General features: G+C 44.2%; 19 protein-coding genes and 1 other annotated feature. Of the genes, 12 read left to right on the top strand and 7 right to left on the bottom strand.

Features of this window, described 5'->3' with window-relative positions; genetic code table 11:
- Positions 1-10: 10 nt before the first annotated feature.
- The 3 genes from HP570_RS29590 to HP570_RS11280 all read right to left on the bottom strand — a co-directional run bounded on the left by HP570_RS29590 (position 11) and on the right by HP570_RS11280 (position 2,894).
- Entirely contained in the window at positions 11-847 is an 837-nt protein-coding gene (locus HP570_RS29590; protein WP_254495232.1) for a M14 family zinc carboxypeptidase, read from the bottom strand.
- Position 848: 1 nt separating this feature from the next.
- Complete coding sequence (locus tag HP570_RS11285; RefSeq protein WP_173625823.1) at positions 849-2,045, bottom strand: MFS transporter; 1,197 nt, start codon at positions 2,043-2,045, stop codon at positions 849-851.
- A 219-nt stretch (positions 2,046-2,264) separates the two neighbouring features.
- A complete protein-coding gene (locus tag HP570_RS11280) occupies positions 2,265-2,894 on the bottom strand; it encodes a hypothetical protein (protein WP_015891064.1) in 630 nt (209 codons plus the stop codon).
- A 466-nt stretch (positions 2,895-3,360) separates the two neighbouring features.
- On the opposite strand from HP570_RS11280, the gene HP570_RS11275 reads away from it, so the two are divergent.
- Positions 3,361-4,839: an Lsa family ABC-F type ribosomal protection protein gene (locus tag HP570_RS11275; protein WP_173625822.1), complete on the top strand. Its 1,479-nt coding sequence runs from the start codon at positions 3,361-3,363 to the stop codon at positions 4,837-4,839.
- Between the two features lie 64 nt (positions 4,840-4,903).
- Here the strand turns inward: HP570_RS11275 and HP570_RS11270 are convergent, their stop codons facing one another.
- Positions 4,904-5,869: a DHH family phosphoesterase gene (locus HP570_RS11270; protein ID WP_173625821.1), complete on the bottom strand. Its 966-nt coding sequence runs from the start codon at positions 5,867-5,869 to the stop codon at positions 4,904-4,906.
- A 226-nt stretch (positions 5,870-6,095) separates the two neighbouring features.
- Between HP570_RS11270 and HP570_RS11265 the strand changes: the two genes are divergently transcribed.
- A complete protein-coding gene (locus HP570_RS11265; protein ID WP_173625820.1) occupies positions 6,096-6,728 on the top strand; it encodes a hypothetical protein in 633 nt (210 codons plus the stop codon).
- Positions 6,729-6,784: 56 nt separating this feature from the next.
- On the opposite strand, the gene HP570_RS11260 is transcribed toward HP570_RS11265, so the two are convergent.
- Both HP570_RS11260 and HP570_RS11255 read right to left on the bottom strand, forming a co-directional pair.
- Positions 6,785-7,156, bottom strand: a complete 372-nt coding sequence (locus HP570_RS11260) for an ArsR/SmtB family transcription factor (RefSeq protein ID WP_087347353.1) — start codon at positions 7,154-7,156, stop codon at positions 6,785-6,787.
- A complete protein-coding gene (locus HP570_RS11255; RefSeq protein ID WP_016740567.1) occupies positions 7,157-7,591 on the bottom strand; it encodes an SRPBCC family protein in 435 nt (144 codons plus the stop codon).
- 251 nt (positions 7,592-7,842) lie between these two features.
- Between HP570_RS11255 and HP570_RS11250 the strand changes: the two genes are divergently transcribed.
- The 8 genes from HP570_RS11250 to tyrS all read left to right on the top strand — a co-directional run bounded on the left by HP570_RS11250 (position 7,843) and on the right by tyrS (position 18,303).
- The gene (locus tag HP570_RS11250; RefSeq protein ID WP_173625819.1) at positions 7,843-9,318 is read left to right on the top strand and encodes a protein adenylyltransferase SelO; all 1,476 of its coding nucleotides are present in this window, start codon (positions 7,843-7,845) and stop codon (positions 9,316-9,318) included.
- Positions 9,319-9,423: 105 nt separating this feature from the next.
- Complete coding sequence (locus HP570_RS11245) at positions 9,424-10,242, top strand: hypothetical protein (RefSeq protein ID WP_173625818.1); 819 nt, start codon at positions 9,424-9,426, stop codon at positions 10,240-10,242.
- 110 nt (positions 10,243-10,352) lie between these two features.
- Positions 10,353-11,315, top strand: coding sequence for an AAA family ATPase (locus HP570_RS11240; protein WP_173625817.1), 963 nt, complete (start codon positions 10,353-10,355; stop codon positions 11,313-11,315).
- 14 nt (positions 11,316-11,329) lie between these two features.
- Positions 11,330-11,968, top strand: coding sequence for an RNA ligase family protein (locus tag HP570_RS11235; RefSeq protein ID WP_173625816.1), 639 nt, complete (start codon positions 11,330-11,332; stop codon positions 11,966-11,968).
- A gap of 135 nt (positions 11,969-12,103) precedes the next feature.
- Entirely contained in the window at positions 12,104-13,165 is a 1,062-nt protein-coding gene (locus tag HP570_RS11230) for a suppressor of fused domain protein (protein ID WP_173626139.1), read from the top strand.
- A 29-nt stretch (positions 13,166-13,194) separates the two neighbouring features.
- The gene (locus HP570_RS11225) at positions 13,195-14,859 is read left to right on the top strand and encodes a DUF6138 family protein (RefSeq protein ID WP_173625815.1); all 1,665 of its coding nucleotides are present in this window, start codon (positions 13,195-13,197) and stop codon (positions 14,857-14,859) included.
- 313 nt (positions 14,860-15,172) lie between these two features.
- Complete coding sequence (locus HP570_RS11220) at positions 15,173-16,672, top strand: ATP-binding cassette domain-containing protein (protein WP_173625814.1); 1,500 nt, start codon at positions 15,173-15,175, stop codon at positions 16,670-16,672.
- Between the two features lie 75 nt (positions 16,673-16,747).
- Positions 16,748-16,977 (top strand) — a binding site (T-box leader).
- Between the two features lie 57 nt (positions 16,978-17,034).
- The gene (gene tyrS / locus HP570_RS11215) at positions 17,035-18,303 is read left to right on the top strand and encodes a tyrosine--tRNA ligase (RefSeq protein WP_015891079.1); all 1,269 of its coding nucleotides are present in this window, start codon (positions 17,035-17,037) and stop codon (positions 18,301-18,303) included.
- Positions 18,304-18,367: 64 nt separating this feature from the next.
- Here the strand turns inward: tyrS and HP570_RS11210 are convergent, their stop codons facing one another.
- Positions 18,368-20,482 (bottom strand): hypothetical protein, encoded by a 2,115-nt coding sequence (locus HP570_RS11210; protein WP_173625813.1) that lies wholly within the window; start codon positions 20,480-20,482, stop codon positions 18,368-18,370.
- A gap of 78 nt (positions 20,483-20,560) precedes the next feature.
- Between HP570_RS11210 and HP570_RS11205 the strand changes: the two genes are divergently transcribed.
- Both HP570_RS11205 and HP570_RS11200 read left to right on the top strand, forming a co-directional pair.
- Positions 20,561-20,926, top strand: coding sequence for a MarR family winged helix-turn-helix transcriptional regulator (locus HP570_RS11205; RefSeq protein WP_064199529.1), 366 nt, complete (start codon positions 20,561-20,563; stop codon positions 20,924-20,926).
- Between the two features lie 3 nt (positions 20,927-20,929).
- Complete coding sequence (locus tag HP570_RS11200) at positions 20,930-22,120, top strand: MFS transporter (protein WP_064199528.1); 1,191 nt, start codon at positions 20,930-20,932, stop codon at positions 22,118-22,120.
- The last annotated feature ends 508 nt before the right edge of the window (positions 22,121-22,628 follow it).

The following is a 22,628-nucleotide window of genomic DNA, read 5'->3' as shown; positions in this document are numbered from 1 at the left end:
ATTTCCGAAACTAGGCAAAAGGTATTGTAACGTGTCCCAGCATAATCGCGGGATGAGCCCCCATGAGGATTGCTTTTGCAGGGTCTTCTCCAGTAGGCAGGATGCTTTGGTAGTAATCGTACATAGAAGACAGCTCAGGTAGCTGATAAAAACCGGGTTGGATAGGGGGCATGAATGGTGCCTCTGGTTCGCCGATCATCAGCGGTAATTGATGATCATGGGTAAGTTTTACGATCTGTTGGCACAATGCGTCGGGAAGAGGCGTCGATACATAATAAAATGTTCCCGTTTGATCGGAGCTGTGCAAGCTGTTGAGGAAATGCGGCTTGGCTTCATCAATCGCCCGCATAAATGCTACGGTTTCAGGAATGGGCTCGCTGAAGCTCAACGTTTTATACGCATACGGGAATGTCCATTCAACTTGCTCGAGCATACTGGGACGATAGTAGCTGCGGATGTAGCGATCTGGAGAAAATGGGCCGCGGTACCAACCCTCATTCAGTCGGCAACCATCTACATCGATTTCTTTGATGATATAGAAGGTATAATCCATTTGCTCTAATAGGGCAGAATCCTCACATAGCTTTTTGCTGAGATACTCTAGCGATAGAGCTCCAATCGGCTCATTTGGATGCGGACAACCGACGAACAGCGCGCGATGCTGGCCATTTCCAATTCGCAGCATAAGGATGGGATGTCCTTCTGTTGAGTGACCGATGGTACTGAGCGTAACAAGATGTGGATAGGCGGCTGCTAATTCACGGGAAGAGGTGTCCAATTCTTCAATAGTTAGAAAATGTGAGAAATCAGGCATTTCTTGCAGCAGTTTTTGAATGAAATCAGTCAAGCTACTCACTCCTTTTGAAATGGATAAGAATGGATGAAACAAAAGAGATTCCTGCACCTACTAGCAGCAGGGAAAAACCGGCTTGATAGGAGTACGCCTGAATGAATGCGCCCATCGCGATTGGTGTAAAAATACTTGCCAGCTTTCCTCCGGTTAACAGAATTCCAGTAGCAGTGCCCATAGCATCTGAGGGAATGAGACGCATGGTAAGTCCAATAATAGGTTGAGTGGTAAGGGATAGAAAAAACAAAGAAATAGACTCAAACAACATAAACAGGTTGACATCGTCAGTTAGGATCATAAGCGTAAGGAAAATCGCTGAGACCAGAATGGACGGAATGACCAGCGTTCGAAACTTTTGATAAAAATAACGGTCATATAACCAACCGCCTACCAAATAGCCAAGCATGGAAATGAGAAGAGGAAGCGATGCATATAAGCCCGATTCGGTAATAGCGAGATGTTTTTCAGTTGTTAAGTAGGTAGGTACCCATGTCATGCATCCAATCATCACGATATTAATTCCGCTGAGCATACCTGTTAGTTTCCACAAATCGATGTTACGTAAAAGAGATAGTAAAGGGATAGGATTCGATTTTGATGTTGAGCTTGAATCTGAGCTTGAAGGTTGTTCCATTACGAAAGGACGGGGAAGGAATATCAAGAGAATGGGGACCAAGAGCAGGCCGATTGATGCTGTAACAAAAGTAGCTTCCTGCCATCCCAGTATTGCAATCAATGGTGCTACGAGAAAAGGGGCAAGTCCAGACCCAATTGGTTCCGCTGATGAAACGATGGATATTGTGGTCGTACGGATGTTTGCAGGTGTTCGTTCGGCAATCGCTTTATACATAGCAGGCATTAGTGGGGCATCGATAACCCCCAACAAAAAACGGACAACGAGTAAGGCTGCAAAACTTGTGACCGCCCCTGTAAGCGCAGTCAATATTGCCCACAGTACCACGCTGATTACAATAATTTGCTTCGATCCTCGTTTATCAGCAATGATCCCTCCAGGAATGGTGAAAATCGCGAAGCCTAAAAAATATACACTCATGATCGCACCTTGTTCCACTGGATTCAGATGTAATTCCTCTCCAATAAGTGGTAGTGCAATCATGATGCTGTACGTGCCAAGAACCCCTACGAGTATAGTGATAAACAAGAGCACAGCACTAATCAAAGCAGACTTTTTCATGTGCATCACTTCCTAAAAGATGTTATGTGTATTATCTTAAGTAATTTCAGTTATTTTAGTCAATACTGAAATTACTGAATTTAATTCTGTTTGGAAAACGCAGGATAGCTTTCCTTTCAAATAACGAAAACGACCTGTGGGTTACACGAATGGTTTTCCATCGTGCTACCTACAGGCCGTTTCATGATCTCATTTCGTAACAGATTGTATCCGTTATGATTAGTACTTTCTTGTGAGAATTCGAGAATGCTCTCCATCTACAGTGATTTCCCAGCCTCTTGGGATTTCATAAGCAAAGGCTGGCGAAGGGTGTTTGACCGCTTCAATGCTGGATTCAGTAGGGATACTGGTGATATTTACGATTTGTTTTTCATAGAGATTTACATTTACCACGACCCAGCCATATGGTACAGGCACCCCGGTACCGACCCATTTATTCTCCAGCTCTTGAGGTTGGTACCGTTTTTTATTCTCATTTCTGATATCGATATAAGCTTGTCTCTTGCTGTTATAACCTCGACCGATTTCTACCCAACCAGAAGGGATGTTAAAGCTCAAGCTTCTTTCTACTTGCCCATAATTAGCGCCAACAATATATTTCGCTACTTCATATCCAAGCTGTGTTCCACGATGTGGCTCTTTTTCAATCGAAATCCATCCATTCGGAAAGAACGTATCGTATGCCACTACTAACGTATCACCGTACTTCCAGTTTCCATCAAAGATATATTTTTGTGGACGGGCGTTAGAGTCGTTTCCTTTTCCTACCGCATCTGCTGCTTGAGTCGGGACGAACAGGAATGATGATGCCAACACGAGAATACCCAAGCCTCTGACTACTTTTTTCATAGTTTAACTCCTCCGTATAATTGCAATAATTAAAAGAATTTCAATAATGAGAATTCTGGGTGAATTTGAAACTTCCTGCTCTATATGGAAAAAATTTCTTGCTGAAAAATTGTCGATCGAGAGGATTGTTCCAAGGAACACGTGTTTTCAATAGAAGCTACAGTAAAAAAACGGAAATATTCCTTGTTGAAAGGTGCAAATGAATATGATATGATGCTGATAACTTAATGACTGGAGCTGAAGAGTATAATGGATAATTTTCTTGCTTAAAAAATAAAACAAACAGCGATATCTTTCGCGTGTTTTATTCTTTATGTGCAAGAAAGTTACTTATATCTCTTCACTCAAACAATATATCCTTATCTAACTCCATTTTTTTGAGTTGGATTTGCTGTATTTATTTGAGCTACAAGAGAGTAACTTTCTTGTAGCTTTTCTATTTTTTTGCGTACAGGGGGATGATTGTATGTCATTAATCAGTGTAAATAACTTGACGTTTGCCTATGAAGGCAGTTTTGATAACATTTTTGAAAATGTGAGCTTCCAAATCGATACGGATTGGAAATTGGGCTTTACGGGAAGAAACGGGAGGGGGAAGACGACTTTTCTCAACCTGTTGCTTGGTAAGTATGAATACAGTGGAAAGATTAGTGCTCAAGTCAGCTTTGAATACTTTCCTTTCCGAGTCGAGAACAAAGAATATCTTACCCTTGATATCGTTCAAGACATTGTCCCGGACTATCAGCTATGGGAATTAATGCGCGAGTTCTCCCTCTTAAAGGTTTCAGACGATGTTCTATATCGTCCTTTTGAATCTTTGTCTAACGGGGAGCAAACGAAAGTGATGTTAGCCGCCTTATTTCTAAAGGAAAACAGTTTTTTGTTAATTGATGAGCCAACCAACCACCTCGACATGCATGCAAGGGAGCTCGTCAGTGATTATCTTCATTCCAAAAGCGGTTATATTCTGGTGTCCCACGACCGCGCATTTCTAGACAACTGTGTCGACCATATCCTGTCCATAAACAAGACGAACATTGAGGTGCAAAAAGGGAATTTCTCCGATTGGTGGGAAAATAAACAGAGACAGGATAACTATGAGCTCGCTGAGAATGAGAAGCTCAAAAAAGACATAAAACGCTTGTCAGACGCAGCCAAACGCACAAGTAACTGGTCGGACGCTGTGGAAAAGACGAAAAATGGAACATTGAATTCCGGTTCCAAATTAGACAAAGGGTATGTTGGCCACAAGGCTGCGAAAATGATGAAACGCTCCAAATCGATGGAGCAAAGACAGCAATCCGCTATTGATGAAAAATCCAAGCTACTGAAAAACATTGAAAACCAGGAAAGCTTAAAGATTGCACAGCTTGCTTATCATAAAAATCAACTGGCCGAACTGGAGAAGGTCTCGATTTCTTACGGAGAGAAGCTAGTTTGCGCAGATGTCAGCTTTACGATTGACCAAGGAGAGCGTATAGCGCTGTCAGGAAAGAATGGTTCAGGAAAATCCAGCATTCTCAAGCTCATTTGCGGGGAGAACATTCAACATACGGGGACATTCAGAAAGGGAAGTCAACTGAAAATCTCGTATGTTTCTCAAGACACTTCCCATTTAAAGGGCAATCTAACTGACTTTGCCCGGGACAATGAGATTGAGGAAAGCCTGTTTAAATCGATTTTGCGCAAGCTGGACTTTTCCCGTGTGCAATTTGAAAAGGATATCTCTGCTTTTAGTGGCGGACAGAAGAAGAAAGTACTCATTGCGAAAAGTCTTTGCGAGAAAGCCCATCTTCATATTTGGGATGAGCCATTAAACTTTATTGACGTCATTTCTCGCATGCAAATTGAAGAGCTGCTCCTTGAACACTCGCCAACGATTCTTTTTGTGGAGCATGACAGGGAGTTTTGTAATAACATCGCTACAAAAATCGTTGAATTGTAGTTGGATAAAAAGTCTCTAAAAAAAAGAAGAAGGTGGGGAAAACCGTTTTGGTTTCCTCACCTTTCTAATTCGTTCGTAAAGCAGGGTACACGAAAGCCTTTAACGTAACGCCTGTAAAGGAACATCCGGAAGCCTTTGGATGACCGCCACCACCGTAATGCTGGGCGATCACAGACAGATCCACGTCTTCTCGAATCGTTCGAAAGCTGATTCTACCTTTCCCAGGATCGAGCATCGCAACGAAATCAATCATTTCTGCATTCTTACATAAGAAATTGCCTGTCGTGGAGTGATATTGTTCGAGGAAAACCACGCCAACTTGATACGTTTTTGGCTCGTCTAAATCAATCTCTACCGGAATTAGCTTCATTTGCTTCAGCTTTTTATGCTCAAATTCATCGATACGCTTTTCTTCTGTATAGATGAGGATCGATTCTACTTCGTCAAATACGAACTGATCCGTATGCGTACCTTCACCACGCAAGCGTCCCAGCACATTCTGAATAAAGCTGTCTCGCTCGACCATATAGAATAAAATGTTCAGTTGATTGGCTTGTACCGTACCGGTTGCATCCCAGTCCCACGTATCAAAGGCACGAACCAGCTCCACATAGTCAGAGAGAACGCCTGTAGGAGTCAGATATCCCTGGCTTACCAGATAATCATAATAAAGGCTCGTAGCCGAAGTCTTTTTCCCTGATTCTTCCGTAATAACCTTTGCCCATTCGTACGTGGAAGCCAACGGCAAGGCAGTTGGGTGATGATCGATCAAGACAAATACATGTCCCTGATCGACCTTTTTCTGAATGAGCGATCCGACCTCGTTATTGACACTTACATCGGTAATCACGACATACATATCGGGGGTAAGCTCTTCTTCGAGAAACTTTTGAACTTCTTGATTGACAGTGTAAGGAGTCACTCCGCGGTAATCGACTTCTTGATTGGAAAAAGCAATTTGACTCAGGATTGCACAAGATACGCCATCCAAGTCCTTATCACTGAAATGAATGATCTTTTGATGAGTCATGAAGTATCTCCTTATAAAATGAGTCCGTCGTCCAAATGGTACTGCCTTCTCTCATCTTTCCCATTCATGATGGCTTGCTTGCACGAAGACAAGAATTGGTGATTATTTGCAAGGTTAATTTTATTGTAATATAATGCTTTGGTCAAAAGCACTCCACATCTCGTTCAACCACACGGGCGTGTTCGCGTATAAAAGTGGAGAGAATATGTAAAAGGTGGTCCTCAACATGAAAAAGTCAGCATTGATCCCAGCTGCACTCCTGCTAGCAGTCCTTACTGCTTGCGGCAACACGCAGCCTACAGAGCAACCAACAAATCAAAATCAATCGACAACTGGCACCCAACAGCCAGCGGGTGAAGCAACTACGCAAAAACCTGAAGAAGCGAAAAAAGAAGAGCAACAGGTGATCGCTGCTCCACAAGAAATCGTAGTATACAAGCAAGGGGTAAAAACATCCCTGAAGCCGGAAGATAACAAGTTCAAGGAAATTCTTGCGCTCATGAACAAACGTTTTGAAACACCTGCGGACCAGATGCGTTTTGACGAGAGCACCCAAGCGGTGGAGAAGGACAAGAAAGAGGCTTTGGCAGTTGAATTCAACTACGCTGAAGTAACGACAAACACTTTGCCAGCGACTGTTCATACAGATAACAAAACAGAAGTAAAGGCGAAGACACTATTCTTCGTATTGAGCGGAGACAACAAAAACCATATGTTTGATTCAGAAGATGGGAAAGCTTATGGAACGGCACCGTTGCATTTGACCGAATCCACTGAACTGACCGAGCTGTTGAATAAGCAAGCGAACGAGCGAGACTGTCGAGCAATCGGCAGTCTTTTTTCTATCCATACTGCCTGATCAAAGAAAACCCTCTTGATCTTTGGTCAATCGATCAAGAGGGAAGGCATGACAAACTATTTCCTTTTTTGATCTGGTTCCGACTGCACGACAGTTAACGTCGTATCTCCATCGGTCTCTACTAAGTGCTTCAGCATAGACAGCTTATTGTTCCAAAACTGCTCGTAAAAGGAAAGCCACTGTTTTACTTCTGTCAGGGGACCGGGATGCAAACGATAGATTTTCTCACGACCAACCTTATGTCCCGTAACCAAATCTGCGTCAGCAAGTATATGAAGATGCTTGACCACAGCCGTTCGGCTTATGGGGAAATGAGAGGTAATTGCTGAGATCGGCAATTCTTTTTCAGCTAGCAAGCGAAGCACTTCTCGACGAGTAGGGTCAGCGATCGCTTGAAATACATCAACCTTTTCTGCTGAGGCAGACATTTAGCCTTCCACAACCTTTTTCAGACGCTCATGAACAATACCAACCCAACCCTGATTCATCTTCTCGCGAATCATTGCGCTCTTCGCGTTTGCTTTTTCGATGATCTCATCTGCCGCTTTCCATCCACCATGAATGAGGGTAAACTCCGTTTTATCTCCCAGGTCTTTTAAAAGAAAAGAGACAACCCAACCGTCTGTATCCCAAGCAAAAGAAAGGCGATGTGGTGCTTCTACTTCCAGCACTTTGCATGGAGAAGGGCCAAAAGGGGATTGGATATGAAACTCATGACCAACTACAGGCTGAAAGTCATTTGGCATAAACCAAGCTGAGATGGCTTCCGCAGTGGATACCTTCTCCCATACCTTTTGAATAGGGGCGTCGAAAACGATGGTTTGCTTAATATCCTCTACGGCTTGTTGACTGTTCTGTTCCACGATAAAATCTCTCCGTTTCGTAGTGAAAAATATAACACCTTTTGGTTTTTCTTTTATGATGATATAACACCTTTTGGTTTTATGTAAATGGTATTTTTCCCCCAACTCATGAAAGATATTCGGCGAGGAGTGCGCTAAAAATGTGCGAATGTGCTCCTATCTTGCATGAAAAGGGTATAATAAATTGGCAAAATGTATCATGCGTACAATTACCTCCATTCAAATAACGCCAATCGATAAAAGGAGATACAATGACTGACAAAAAACCAACAATCGAACCGGGATGGAACTTCGAGAACAGCTATACAACGCTGCCAAAATCATTTTTTTCTAGGCTCAATCCACCGCCAGTACGCTCGCCAAAGCTTGCCATTCTCAATGAACGTTTGGCAAAATCACTAGGGCTGAATGTCGAAGCTCTGCAAAGCGAAGAAGTCATAGCCATGCTCGCGGGTAACAAAACCCCGGAAGGCGCAGTGCCTCTCGCTCAAGCATATGCGGGGCATCAGTTTGGCCATTTTACTATGCTAGGCGACGGTCGTGCTCTCCTGCTTGGTGAGCAGATTACGCCTACAGGCGAGCGCTTCGACATCCAACTAAAAGGTTCAGGCAGAACACCTTATTCACGCGGCGGCGATGGTAGAGCAGCCCTTGGCCCAATGCTGCGCGAATACATCATTAGCGAGGCCATGCATGGACTCGGCATTCCTACGACTCGCAGCCTTGCAGTAGTGACAACCGGGGAGTCTATTTATCGCGAATCAGAGCTGCCTGGTGCCATTTTGACGCGTGTCGCAGCCAGTCATATCAGAGTAGGTACGTTCCAATTCGCGGCAAGATTTTGTTCCATAGAAGATCTCCGCGCGTTAGCTGATTACACATTGCTAAGACATTTTCCAGAGATAGAGGCAAAAGAAAACCGCTATCTCCTCCTACTAAAAGGGGGCATCCAGCGTCAGGCAGCGTTGATTGCCAAGTGGCAACTTGTGGGCTTTATCCACGGGGTCATGAATACCGACAACATGGCGATCAGTGGCGAAACCATTGATTATGGCCCTTGCGCTTTCATGGACACCTATGATCCTGCAACGGTATTTAGCTCTATTGACGTTCAGGGCCGCTATGCTTACGGAAATCAGCCATACATTGCTGTGTGGAATCTTACTCGTTTTGCGGAAAGCTTATTGCCGTTGCTGCATGAAAATGAAGAGCAGGCAGTGAAAATAGCCGAAGATGCCCTTGCCGAATTTAGCAAGCTGTATCATAGCAATTGGCTCACAGGAATGCGGGCAAAGCTTGGTCTGTTTAACGAAGAGGAACAAGACGAAGCGTTGATCGAGGGTTTGCTCAACATGATGAAGGAGCACCGTGCAGATTATACGAATACATTCCGTGCTCTCACGCTTAATCAACCAGAAGAGACTGTGCTGTTTGGCACGAGTGAATTCACGGAATGGCATGAGCAGTGGAAAGCACGACTAACGAGACAGCCAGAAGACACCGACGCGGTTCAACAGGGAATGAAAAAGAACAACCCGGCAGTCATTCCGCGGAACCATCGGGTAGAAGAAGCATTGGAAGCAGCATGGAAAGAGGGCGACTACACGGTGATGGAACGGCTCCTGACAGTCCTTTCTGATCCCTATGCGTTCACACCTGAACAGGTGGAATACACGACTTTACCAGCGGAATCAGCACGTTCTTACCAAACGTTTTGCGGTACCTGATAGCACGCAATCAGAGTCCAACGATTTTTTACACGTTGGACTCTTTTTTCATACGTCCGCTCTGCGCTAAAATATGGAAAGCTGAAGAAAAAGGAGAATTCCTTTATGGATAAAAAAGCAAAGCAAATCTTGATGAAGACATTTTGGAGCAGCAACGGCTGGAAGAGTCGCCCATACGATTTTTCGGGAGCAGATTTTGAATACGCAAAAAGCAAAGGCCTTATGTTTGACCCGCTAACGATCAGTCACGAGGAATGCATAGATAAAATCATTGCTTTGCATGAAAAAGTGACAAAAGAGCAAGTCACCACAGCGTTTTTGCACAGTCTCTCGACGCGAAAGGTGTACCTACGCAGCGCATTGTCTAGTTGGTCCTTGACGGAGCATTTGACGGCTCATACGTTTGAAAGTAATGCAGGGAAGTATACAAATCCAGAAAACGGTACCTATTTTGCCATGTACGGGGACTGCCATAAATGCGACCGTTACTATATCGCTGGGCGAGAGCTATATACTGACGAAGATTTGAATGTCCTGAATTTTGAAAGAATCAAGTGGGGCGGCATTCGCCTGAACTATCTACCGTACCTCATGCTTGATCTTGAGCTAGTAAGCAAAGAAGACAATCTTACGGTACAGGAAGAAGATGTAGCCATCCTCCGTCAGGTGCTAGCCATCATCGCCAGCAGTGAACCAACCGATGCCGCTCGTCAACTGGAGAAGCGCCTCCAGGGTGTCTTTCCATCTAGCAAGAACGAACGGGATGTCTTTATGGAAATTCTTGCATCCGCTGGGATCTTGGCTCCAAGCAAGGACAGACCAGGCCGTGGCGGGAAGAATGACTTTTTCGCCGTCGTGAACTGGCGGGGGGAAGATAGCTATTCCGAGCAAGCTGTCCAGAACTTCTTTGGTCCGTGGCTGTAAAGAACGGAGAATCTAGGAACAAAGAAGGGTGCCATCCATACGCGAAGTGTGTATAATATTGGAAAAGCATGTCGAATAATTTGTTTTCATTGAAAGGAGGTGAGATATAAGTGAAAAAGAAATTAATCGTCCTGTCAGGCATTGCGGGCAGTGGCAAAAGCAAGTGGGCGCAAGAAATTGCCAAAAAGGAACGGGCAATCATCGTGTCTACGGATGAAATTCGCCAGAACTTATTCGGTGATGAGCGAAAACAAAAAAAGTCGGCGCAAGTATTTTTTGAGGTTTATTCGAAAATCGCAACGGAGCTGGCGAATGGAAGGAATGTCATCTTAGACGCAACCAATATTGACAGAGAGAAGAGAATGAAGGTCCTGGCCAAGTTTCCCGATGTCCAGAAGGAATGCTATTACGTCGATGTTCCCTATTCCGTTTGCCAAGAGCGCAATCGAGCCCGAAAGCGAACCGTAGACGAATACATCTTGGCGAAGATGCGGAAAAACTTCCATTTTCCCATCAAGAATGAAGGCTGGGATCACATTCATCTCTTGCACGAGCCAGTTCCATATGCCATTGAAAAAGAAGAGTTCGTTCAGCTGCTTCAAAATGAACCCTCCTATGAAGAGCTGTTCGATAGGCTGAATGCCATTCCGATCTTCAAAGAGATGTATCAATTTAATCAGGAAAATCCTTACCATCAGTACCCTTTGTGCAAGCATACCTATCATGTTTTCGATTATGTAAACGCCTTTTACACGGAAGATGACAAATTTCTCATGCAAGTGGTCGCCTTGTTTCACGATACAGGAAAACCATTTTGCAAGACCTACAAGCCGATGAAAGGCCATTACTCCTACTTCGGACATGAGCATGTATCTGCACAAATTGCTTGCCATTTCTTAAAAGAATTAGGATTCGACGATGATTTTATCTTCGAAGTCGTCAACCTGATTCAAATGCACATGAAGATTAACTACGGAACGCAGCAAGATATTTCCGAGATTTATCATTTGTTGGGCGAAGAGTACCTGTGGAAGCTGTACTTCTTCAAGGAAGGAGATGCCTATGCCAAATAAGGAGGTGAATAACGATGTTGAAAAAATATCCGAGAACCTTTCATTTACCCTGGTCAAGAAGTAGAACTGACGATGATAAAATCCTGCGAACGGTTTGTCATTTCGAGGGAAAAGAAGTAGTCGTGACAGAAAAGCTGGATGGAGAAAATACCACGCTGTACCGAAACCATATCCATGCACGGTCACTCGATAGCAAAGATCATGCATCCAGGCATTGGGTAAAGATGCTGCACGGGACGATTTCGTTTCATATCCCGGAAGGCTGGAGAATATGTGGGGAAAATGTATATGCGCTGCACTCTATCTATTACGGACATCTAACGAGCTATTTCTACGTGTTCTCGATCTGGAATGAAAACAATGAATGCTTGTCGTGGGATGAAACGGTAGAATGGGCCAAACTACTTGGATTGGAAACAGCACCTGTCTTATACAGAGGGATTTGGAGGGAAGAGACCATAAAAAGTTGCTACACCAAACAATCTGTCTTCGGTGGAGAGCAGGAGGGGTACGTTGTACGAGTAGCGGAGAGGTTTCCGTACGAAGATTTTAAACACTCTGCCGCCAAGTTTGTGCGCAAAAATCATGTACAAACCGACCAGCACTGGTTATCGAAGCCAGTTGTTCCGAATGGGATAGCACAAACCTATTAAAGACTTTTGAATAGAAGGGAATGAGAACGATGTAATTTGCTAAGTGGTATTGACCGTCTACTAGAGTATCCAAATTTCATTTTGGCTATTGTTAAGACAGTCATGACATGGGAGGCACGAGAGATGAGCGAAGAAATGAACGATGAAATGATGTCAGCGGGCTGGGATGCCATTGATCAGGAGATGAGAAAGATTTATGGAGAGCAGGAGCCCAAACATTACGGCACACTTATCTCGTATGCGCTGGGTGGAAACGATCCATTAGATGGAATAAGCGCCTATATATCGGACGAGCCTAACCCGCATTGGCATTTTGTCACGTATGGATTTACCGAATTGTATGAAAAAGAGTCCGAAAATGAAGAGGAAAGCGGTTTTGGCTTTGAATTGACGTTTCGATTGGCACGAAAGGACGACGAGGAAGAACCGCCTGCTTGGGCGCTGAATCTGCTTCAAAATATGGGGCGTTACGTCTTCAACACAGGCAATGTGTTTCAAGCAGGTGATCATTTAGATGCAAACGGTCCGATATGCTTGGGCGCCGATACCCAACTGACTGCGCTCGCTTTTGTGACAGACCCTCAGCTTGCCGAAATGGATACGCCGAATGGGCGGGTGCAATTTTTGCAAATGGTTGGGATCACAGGTGATGAACTCGATGCGATGATGGCTTGGAATACTCGTGGCGTACTTCAATCTGGCTTGCCGTACATGCCTTTCTACATAACCGATCTCGAGCGGGATTCTCTCCTTCGCCATTCTACGGTAACTGATGCTGTTCAAAAAGGAATGGAACAAGAAGGCTCCAGCACTGCTTATTTGTTCGTCAGCCAGCTTGGATGGGAGCCAGGAAAAAATGGCTTCTTGAAAAAAACGCCTTCGACCTTGAGGCTGGGAGCTAAGCAAGCGGAAGTCATCGGAAAAATTCTCCGCGGACGTATGCGCAAAGGGGAAAGCCTGAGCCTTGTGGGACCTGATGTCCGCGTTGTATTTGAGGCAGGAGAGAAGCCAGCGTGTATTCCAGGAGAGGACGTCATTCGATTTGTTCTCGATGATGCGACAACGCTTGCGCTTACCAAGCAGTTGCTTCCAAAGGAAAGCAGCTTTGAGATTCCTTCCCTGAAAGGAATTGCCATTCATATTGTGAAAACCAATATTACCGATAGCGAGGGCAATGTCGTCAAAGTCATCGGCTAAGGTGTTTTGGCAAGGAGGAGAGTCAGTCAATGAATCAGGCAGCAGAAGCATTTCTAAACGAAGTATGGACTTCCATCCAAGAAATTTACCAAAAAGAGAACCAACGGATCAACGAGATCAAAGACTGGAGTCTACTGCAGGCAGGGGTCAAAGACTACCTGAGAGTGGCGTGGAGAAAAGGAAAGCTCAATTGGGCCAATGGCAAAATCCACATAGATGTCCATGAACCATTCAGTTGGAGTGACGACTCGTACAAATACGATGCGGGCTCTTATATCGAGGAGCTTACAGAGGAAATCCTCATGCAAGAGTTTTTTCCCGCACTGTGTGATCGAATGGAGGCCTTGTTCCATTCCACCGACTATGATTCTCACTTTTTTAATTACCGCTTCGAGCTCGTCTTCGAATTCGAGTGGAAACAATCGGTGCAATGCCATTCTCGCCATTTCATAAACGAGCGAAAACGCGAGAGTCTAAAACAAGCATTGGATCAATTTATCGAGACAAAAATTAAAGCGGAGCTTCCTGTGCGTCCGAAAGAAAGAGACGATTTCTTCTTCGCTCATTGTCTCGTCAATCCCGACTTGATGGAACAAAAGCAGGAGCTTATCGAACCACTCATCCAGCGTCTTAGCGAAAAGCTGCGCTCTAATAAAGAACGCAGTGATTCGTGGACATACCACTCTGCCTTGGCTTTAAAAGGCTGGGCTGATGAGCGTTTTTTAGTCAAATTTTTTGATCGTACCGGGCATTATGGATTGGACTGGGTTTTGAAACCCGAGCAGGAGCGTCAGGAACCAAAAGCAGAGGAGCTGGACTTTTTCCTATACGTCGCTCTCGCAATAGGTAACAAGGAACCTGACACCCGCAAGAAGTTTTTGGACCTCGCTGTTCAGCTTGGCTCCAAGCGGGCTACGGACTATGTAAAACGTGGCAGCGGTCGCTTTGAAAACGAGTATAAAAGCAGTCTGATTCAAGCAAAAGCCAATGACGTTTTACAAGCGATCGACATCCGTATCGTGACTGAGGAAGAAGCCGCCTACGGTGAAGCCATCGATTTTATCAACGGACTCTTGCGTGAAGGCTTTCCGAAAGGGTACAAGCTCAAGCTGAAGAGTAGCGAAAAGCACTACCTGCCCGTAAAAAAGCTGGCGAAGTCAGGTCTCCACCAGTTTTTTGCCAATGCGTCCCGTTATCCTGTCTTATATCCGAAAATCGCCGAATATGCGGAGCTTGCGATGGAAGAGTTCGCATGGTACGGGGATGTAGAGCCTAGTGAGAAATCCGTCATGCCTGGCACCTATGCGGTATTGGCTCTCGGGTTGTCTAGCAGCGATTATTTTCCACTCTTTCGCCGCTATATGGAGCTGGTCGACACGGAGCATCAGTCTGCTCAGGACGATTTTGCCCTAGCTTTTATGGAGGCGCATGGTGTAACCGTAGAGAATATCCCCGTACTCGTCTCTCTGGTGCTTGGCAGTAGCGACTCGGCGAAGCCTTTGAAAAATGTCACATTCAATCGTGCCGAACTGGTGGATGCACTCATAGAGGAGCTTTCAGTGATGGAGGATTACCATCGGGAAAGCGTTATTTATCGACTTTTCGGCGGGAACAAAAAGCTCGCACAGGCAGTAAAAAAGGAATCTTCCCCCCTCAAAGACAAGCTTGCCCAATTGCTAGCCTTGGTTGAATAGCTTCATTGACAATATTTAGAAGACCATGCTATATTGAAGGCAACTAATTAGAACGGAGGGTGAATCATTTGCGCCATTGTTTATTTATTGGAAAAGCCAATCCCATAATAAATAAACAAGAAGCCAAATTCACCCGCAAATGTATAGCTTGAATTCCTGTATGATCTATTTTTCATATAGTGATTTCTAGTACGAGAGCAAGATGCTTCTGTTTATTGGACAGGAGCATCTTTTTTTGTTGTCAAAAAAGGGGGTGATACAGATGAACAAAGAGTAAATGACGAGAAACGTAAAAACGAAATGGGGAATCCACATGGTTGAACTGCACAATATCACGATTACCACCAAAAAAGACGACAGGACTCTCATTCAAAACTTGCATTTGACCCTGCAAACCGGTGACAAGATTGCTATCATCGGGGAAGAGGGAAATGGAAAAAGCACCTTATTAAAATTGATATACGCGGAACAAATGATCGCCGAGTATTGCATATATGAAGGTAACGTGTGGAGAAACGAATGTTCCATGGGATTTCTCTCACAGGAGCTATCGGACGAAGAAAAACAAATGTCCATCGCCGATTTTTTTATGGAAAATCAATGGACCAAAGAATTGGTGAGAGCGATGGATGACCTCGGCATTCATGCATTGGATTCAGATAAAAGGATGGGGGTTCTGTCCGGGGGTGAGCGTTTCAAATACCGCTTTTTAAGTCTGTTAGCACAGAAGCCTGATGTTCTATTGCTGGACGAACCCACGAATGATTTGGATATTCAAACGATAGAGTGGCTGGAAGAATTTATTCAACAGACGGCTATTCCTGTTCTATATGTATCGCATGATGAAACATTTATTGCGAATACAGCAAACGGTATCCTTCATATGGAACTGACGAAGCGCAAACAAGTACCCAAATATACGTTTTCAAGAGAACCCTATGAGAATTACATCGCGAATCGCACGAGCCACTTGAACAAACAAGAACAGATAGCCAGAAAGCAAGCTTCTGATCATCGAAAGCAAATGGAGAAATGGCGTGACGTTTGGAATAAGGCAGAGCATCAACATCGGAACGTATCTCGGTCAGATCCGCGTCTCCAAAAGAAAATCAAGTCTCTGAAAAATCAAAGAGAGCGCATGGAGAAATCATCCGAAACGTTTATAGAGGCTCCAAGTGCGGAAGAAGCAAGCGAATTCCGATTTGATTCTGCGGTACATGTGCCAGGCAGTAAACAAATCATCGACTTTTCATTGGTAGGATTGCAAATAGCGAACAAACAGCTATTAAAACAGATTCATTTATCGATCAAGGGGCCAGAAAAAGTTGCGATTATTGGAGAAAATGGGGTCGGAAAAACCACGTTGTTGAAAAAAATCATGGATGAGCTCGGTCAGCACTCGTCATTCAAGATCGGTTATATGCCCCAAAACTATGAAGACCGGCTGAATTCAACCCAAACACCGATTGAATTCTTGGATAGAACGGGGAATAAAGATGCGATTACAAAAGCGTATACGCATTTAGGGAATATGAAATTTACAAAAGATGAGATGCATCAACCTATTCAAAACTTGTCTGGGGGACAGAAAGCGAAATTGCTCTTGTTAAAAATGATTTTGGATCAGTGCGAAATCTTGATACTGGATGAACCGACCCGAAACATCAGTCCTTTGACGACTCCTGTTCTCTGCCGCGCGTTAACGGCTTTTGACGGGGTGATTATCAGTATTTCGCATGATCGACGGTATTTACATGAAGTCGCCACAACTGTTTATAAACTGACTTCTGACGGTCTCACGAAAATAAAATAAGGGATCGTAGCGGAATCCTTGCTACATGGTTGACATTGCTATTTGAATTCAATATACTGACTTTAATTTCAAATGCAACATACGTTGAAAGAGCCCAGTAGCAGCTTATTCCCTGTCCTAGAAAGCCGGGGGTTGATGGAACCCGGTACACAATAAGCGAGCGAAATACACTCTGGAGTATCTCGGGTAATGCCGAGCGGAATCGCGAACGATAACTCGCTACGAGTGGCATGAATGGCCTGCGCAAGCGCTTGGGTCCATTGGTGCAAGATGGGTGGTAACACGGTTATTCAATCGTCCCTATGTCTACAATAGACAAGGGGCGATTTTTTGTTTTTTACCATAGGAGATTGAAGGAGTGTATGGCAGTGAATATTATCGACGAACTCGAATGGCGCGAAGCCGTCAATCAGCAAACAGATGCAGAAGGGCTGCGAGAATTAACAAATGAAAAAGCAGTCTCGTTATATTGTGGTGTCGATCCAACAGGTGACAGCATGCATATCGGTCACTTGATTCCTTTTATGGTACTGAAACGCTTCCAGCTTGCTGGTCATCGCCCGGTCATTTTGATCGGTGGTGCAACAGGTACGATTGGTGATCCGAGCGGCCGTCAATCCGAGCGTTCTTTGCAAACACTGGAACAAATTCAGGAGAACGTCGACAAACTCACCGCACAGATGAAAAAGCTGTTCATTACAGAAGGCGACAACCAAATCCGTTTGGTGAACAACTACGACTGGACGCACAAAATCAATGTTATTGAATTTTTGCGGGATTACGGGAAAAACTTCAGCATCAATACGATGCTTGCCAAGGATGTTGTGTCGAGCAGACTGGAAAGCGGTATTTCGTTTACGGAGTTTTCCTATCAAATTCTGCAATCGCTGGATTACCTGCATCTGTACAAACATGAAGATGTTCAGCTGCAAATCGGCGGTTCCGACCAATGGGGCAACATCACAAGCGGTCTCGATCTGATCCGCAAAAAAGAAGGATCAGAAGCCAAAGCATTCGGTCTCACAATTCCTTTGATGCTGAAGGCAGATGGTACGAAATTCGGGAAGACAGCAGGAGGAGCCATCTGGCTCGATCCAAACAAAACAACACCATTTGAATTCTACCAATTCTGGGCGAATACCGATGACCGCGATGTTGTGAAATACTTGAAATACTTTACGTTCCTCTCCAAAGAGCAAATTGAAGAGCTGGCGGAAAAAGTACAGTCTGAGCCACATAAACGCGAGGCGCAAAAAGCGCTGGCTGAGGAAATGACGAGATTTGTCCACGGCGAGGAATTGCTGGAGCAGGCGAAGCGCATTACAGCAGCTTTGTTTACTGGAGATATTAAATCGCTGTCGGCAGATGAAATCGAGCAAGGCTTCAAAGAAATGCCGACATTCGAATCTACCCTCGAAACGAAGAACATTGTCGACTGGCTCGTTGAGATCGGCATTGAGCCATCCAAACGTCAAGCACGTGAGGATATTACAAAAGGTGCTATCTCCATGAATGGCGAGCGCGTAACCGATTTGGAACTGGAAGTAACACCAAGTCTTGCTATCGGCGGCCGCTTCATCATTATCCGCAAAGGCAAGAAAAACTACAGCTTGGTAAAATTGTCTCAATAGATAAAGGAATAAGAAGCTTCCCTGGAAAAATGAAGGGAGGCTTCTTTTTGTATTTGTTTTCCTTTTATTTCGGGAATGCAATGCTATCCAATTTGTTTGCAGCAATGATAGCAACTGCATTCGGCTCCAGATCGAACCAAAAGATAAGATCGCCATCCGCTTTCTTTTGTGAGGGCTTCATTCCGTTCACATAGACTTCCGAAGCCTTTGTCGCCATGGAAAGACCAGAAATCTTGTGCTCGCCACGATTGTGCAAAACGATAGAGCCGTTTGGTGCATATTCCATTCTGACTTGAGAGAGGGCGAGCCAATAATCCATGATTTCACGTACGGTTGTCAAATGCAATTGGCCTTGATCGCGCAGCGTTTCCATTCGCTTCAGCAAGCGGTCAAAATCGGGATGGATGATCCAGTTTCCTTGGGCATCTCGAATGATAAATTTCCCGCCTTGCTTTTTGGATGGAAATCTCGCCAAGTAGGTATGGTTGATAAAAACCCCACGATTTTGAATGAGCTGCTGGAGATTTTGCTCCCGATACAGGTTTAGTGAATATTCTGGAATGGTGGCTGCCGACCATGAATAAAACGGGCCAGTCACTGTCGGATGCGACCAATAGAGAGGAGTGCGCAGGGAGTCGCCTTTTGGGGTTTGGTACAGATCAAGACCATTATTGGGATTGGCGATATCTTCTGAGCTGTAGTGCCAAAAATAGGATGTGCCGTATTTTTTCCACTGATGCGCCAAGTAATTCGCAGTTTGGATGTCAAGTGCGTTAAAGGCAAAACTAGACTTCAAATACCCATGGTCAATCCATGTGCGGCTTTGGAAGTGATCTTTCATTACTTGCAACGCATCTTCCGTAGTCTTTTGATAGTGCCTGATTTCGTAAGGATAGAGGGTATGTAGACCAATATCATCGCCGTTCCGATTCAGATCATCCAGAAACTGCAAAAATTCAGGGCTTTGCGCAATGGCGACATTGACAGGCGATTTCTCTTGAAAATAAGGATTCGAGTAAAACACGCTTTTCGTAACCGGAATTCGGTGTTTGACAAAACCGCCTGTCGCTTGTGCCGACGATGAAATCTTCTCGGAACCGAAATAAACAGCCCGATTTGTTTGCAGCGTCTGTTCATCAGCATGCTCTGTCCATACATGAGTCGCCAAAAAACCTGAAGGCTGACTCATAAATCGTGGCATGAGCTTCGGTTGATACCCAACTACTAGCGAGAAGGAATTCGTCCGTACATCGTTTGCGCGATATTCGGAAGCGTGGCGGACTTTTCCGACCTGATTCGTGGAGGTTTGCTGTACGTATCTGTGATCGTTCATGTGATCCAGATTCACGATGAGCTGTTTTTGCGTTGTATTCAATTCAAGTGAAGACACGTTGGGGGCATGGTACAAAAAAGCTGCTTGCTTCCCTTGACCAAATTTCGCACCTTGGTGATCCAGCCAGTAAGAAGCTTGGAATTTTTGTGTGTCCACTTTCCGATTCTTGCGATATACCTCTGTTACATTTGGCTTGAATTGCAGGTCGAACGTTTCACGAAAAACCTTTGCCGCTCGCTTGTAGGTGGTTTTTACAGTGATATCGATGGCTGGGCTATTTTTTTGCAATGTATATTGGGTTGAAACCACTGCAATCGGGGTCTGACCAGTGACGATGACTGTGTTACCAGTGGCAGTCTCCCGGTGTTCCACCTTTACATCATCCCACTTACGAACCCAGTGGCTGCCCCGTTTGATAAAAATGTTCCGGTCGATCACTTTCGTCGTTGGTGGAGAGAAATACAAATCATTTCCACGGACGGAAGTCACTTTCGCCTGATGAACAAGCGGAGCATTCATTCTGCCGCCAAATGATTCGGATCGAATTTCGATGGCTGCGCCTGGTTGAAATGGTGGGCTTTGATCCAACGTTATTTGTTTGGATCCTTTCGGAAGAGAAGGAGTCATCGCATTATAAATGGTACCATATTCGGCTTGGTATTGAATGGAAGAGAGGATTTCGTTTTTTGCCAAATCGGTAATGCGGACATTGCCTTTCTCATCCCAGCTAAATACGTAATACGGATTTTGAATGGTGGATTCCTTCGCAAGCGTAGGTATTGGAAAAGAAAGTACGAAGAAAAGCAATAATAGAAAGTGAATGACGAACAACCTTTTTTCCAGCATGATTTTCTCCTTTTGTATGATGATATAGGGTTAGACGAATGTTCGTGGAAAAAGCCACACGGAAACCAATTTTGAATTTTGACCTTCTCAAACAGCAAGGAAAGAGATATATCCGTCACACAATGGGCGTTGATCCGTTATCTCAAAGATAACGGTCCTGCTACCTTTAGCGATGTCGCCGATTATTGGCAAGTAGAGAAGCCGGCTATTACACCCATTGCCCAAAAATTAGCTGCGCGTGAAATGATTTCGATTTTATCAGGTGCAGACAAACGGCAAAAAATTATGTGCCTGTCAGAGAAAGGGGAAGCGCTCCATAAAACGATTATGGAAGCGACTGATCCATTCTTGGAAGAATTAATGGAAGGTATCTCACAAGAAGAAAGAGACGCAGCAGCCACAGTACTGGAAAAACTAATCATGAATCTAAAGAGAAGAGGGTAAGCAGTGAATCAGGATAGGCTTTGGACAAAAGAGTTCGTCATTGTTTCTTTCATCAATTTTCTTTTGACACTGATGTATTTCTTACTAATGGTTACGATTGCTTCGTACGCCAAAACAGAATTTCTCGCTTCAACCAGTTTAGCTGGATTGGTTTCCAGTATCTTTATCATTGGTGCTTTGATTGGCCGATTACTTACGGGAAGAGCCATTAGTTATATTGGTACGAAAAAAACGCTATGGATTGGGTTGGGATTTTTTGCTGTCACCTCGTTGCTTTACTTTTTTGCTGTCCATATCAGCTTTTTACTGGTAAATCGTTTGCTGCAAGGGATTGCCGTTGGTATTGCCAGTACTGCAACAGGTACCATTATTGCTCAAATCTTGCCAGCGTCTCGCAAGGGTGAGGGGATAGGCTATTACAGTTTAAGTGCGATTTTAGCCACTGCCATTGGTCCTTTTCTCGGCATGATCTTGTTGCGGCTTGAAAATGGTTTCACCTGGATCTTTACGATGAATGTCGTGTTTTCCCTGATTTGCTTGCTGTTTTATGCCATGGCAAAAATCAATGTTCCGCTTCCTTCCGCGAATGTAAAAGAGGAAGAAACAGGTTCACTGCTTTCGAAATTCATCGAGCCGAAAGCCTTGCCGATTTCATTTATTGCCTTATTAATCGGCTTCAGCTATTCGGGTGTCTTGTCATTTCTATCGTTTTATGCGGAAGAAATTAATCTCTCCTCAACTGCGAGTTATTTCTTTTTGGTGTATGCCATTGTCATTATCCTCTCGCGACCATTTTCAGGAAAGCTTATGGACGCAAGAGGGGCGAACATTGTGACATACCCCAGCCTGGTGATCTTTGCTGTCGGGATGCTTCTATTCAGTCAAGCCTCGACTTCCTTGATGCTGCTACTATCTGCTGCGTTGATTGGAGTAGGCTTCGGAAACTTTAACTCCATTGCCCAAACGGTAGCTGTGAAGGTGACAGCTCCGCATCGCTTTGGACTAGCAACCTCTACTTACTACATTATGTATGATCTAGGATTAGGAATCGGGCCCTATTTACTCGGATTTATCGTACCGCATACAGGATATCGTACGATTTTCGGCGGGATGGTTGCCTTTATTCTTTTCAGTATCCCCCTTTATTACTGGTTACACGGGAAACGAGATCGGGAATTGATGCGTGCTACCTAACTCAAAAGGCTCACACTTTCGAATGAAACCAGAAAGTGTGAGCTTTTTTTGGAGGAAATGAAGATTGACTTAGGTAAAAAGTTGCTCATTTTACAGAAAATGACTATTTTTAACTGATTTCTAAAACGCTCTCTGTTATAATGAATAACAGTTTCTCAAGCAGGTGCATATGAATACGCTATTCTGCTGGATTCTAAGGAGGTGTGAAGGCCAGTACATTTGTTTTTGGATAAAAATTGGAAAGTGACTTTTGTCCTGAAAACTGCTTTGAGGAAACAGGGAATTTTTCCCATTGTGAACCGGTGTAAAATGGTGGAAAATTTGTAGATGAAAATTGGTTCATGACGATAGTAATATGAATCTGGGTAATATTTACAAAATAGACACAAAAACCCAGACACTTTATTACATTCGGCCATTATATTAAATGGTGTTGATGATGGAGTTTCCAGTGTGAGCCATTGGTCACTGAGACTTCATCTTCAGATTTCGCAGACCATTTCCTTTC

The sequence above is a fragment of the Brevibacillus sp. RS1.1 genome (genome assembly GCF_013284365.1).
Classification (GTDB): Bacteria; Bacillota; Bacilli; order Brevibacillales; family Brevibacillaceae; genus Brevibacillus; species Brevibacillus brevis_D.
This window is presented reverse-complemented; position numbering and strand designations above follow the sequence as displayed.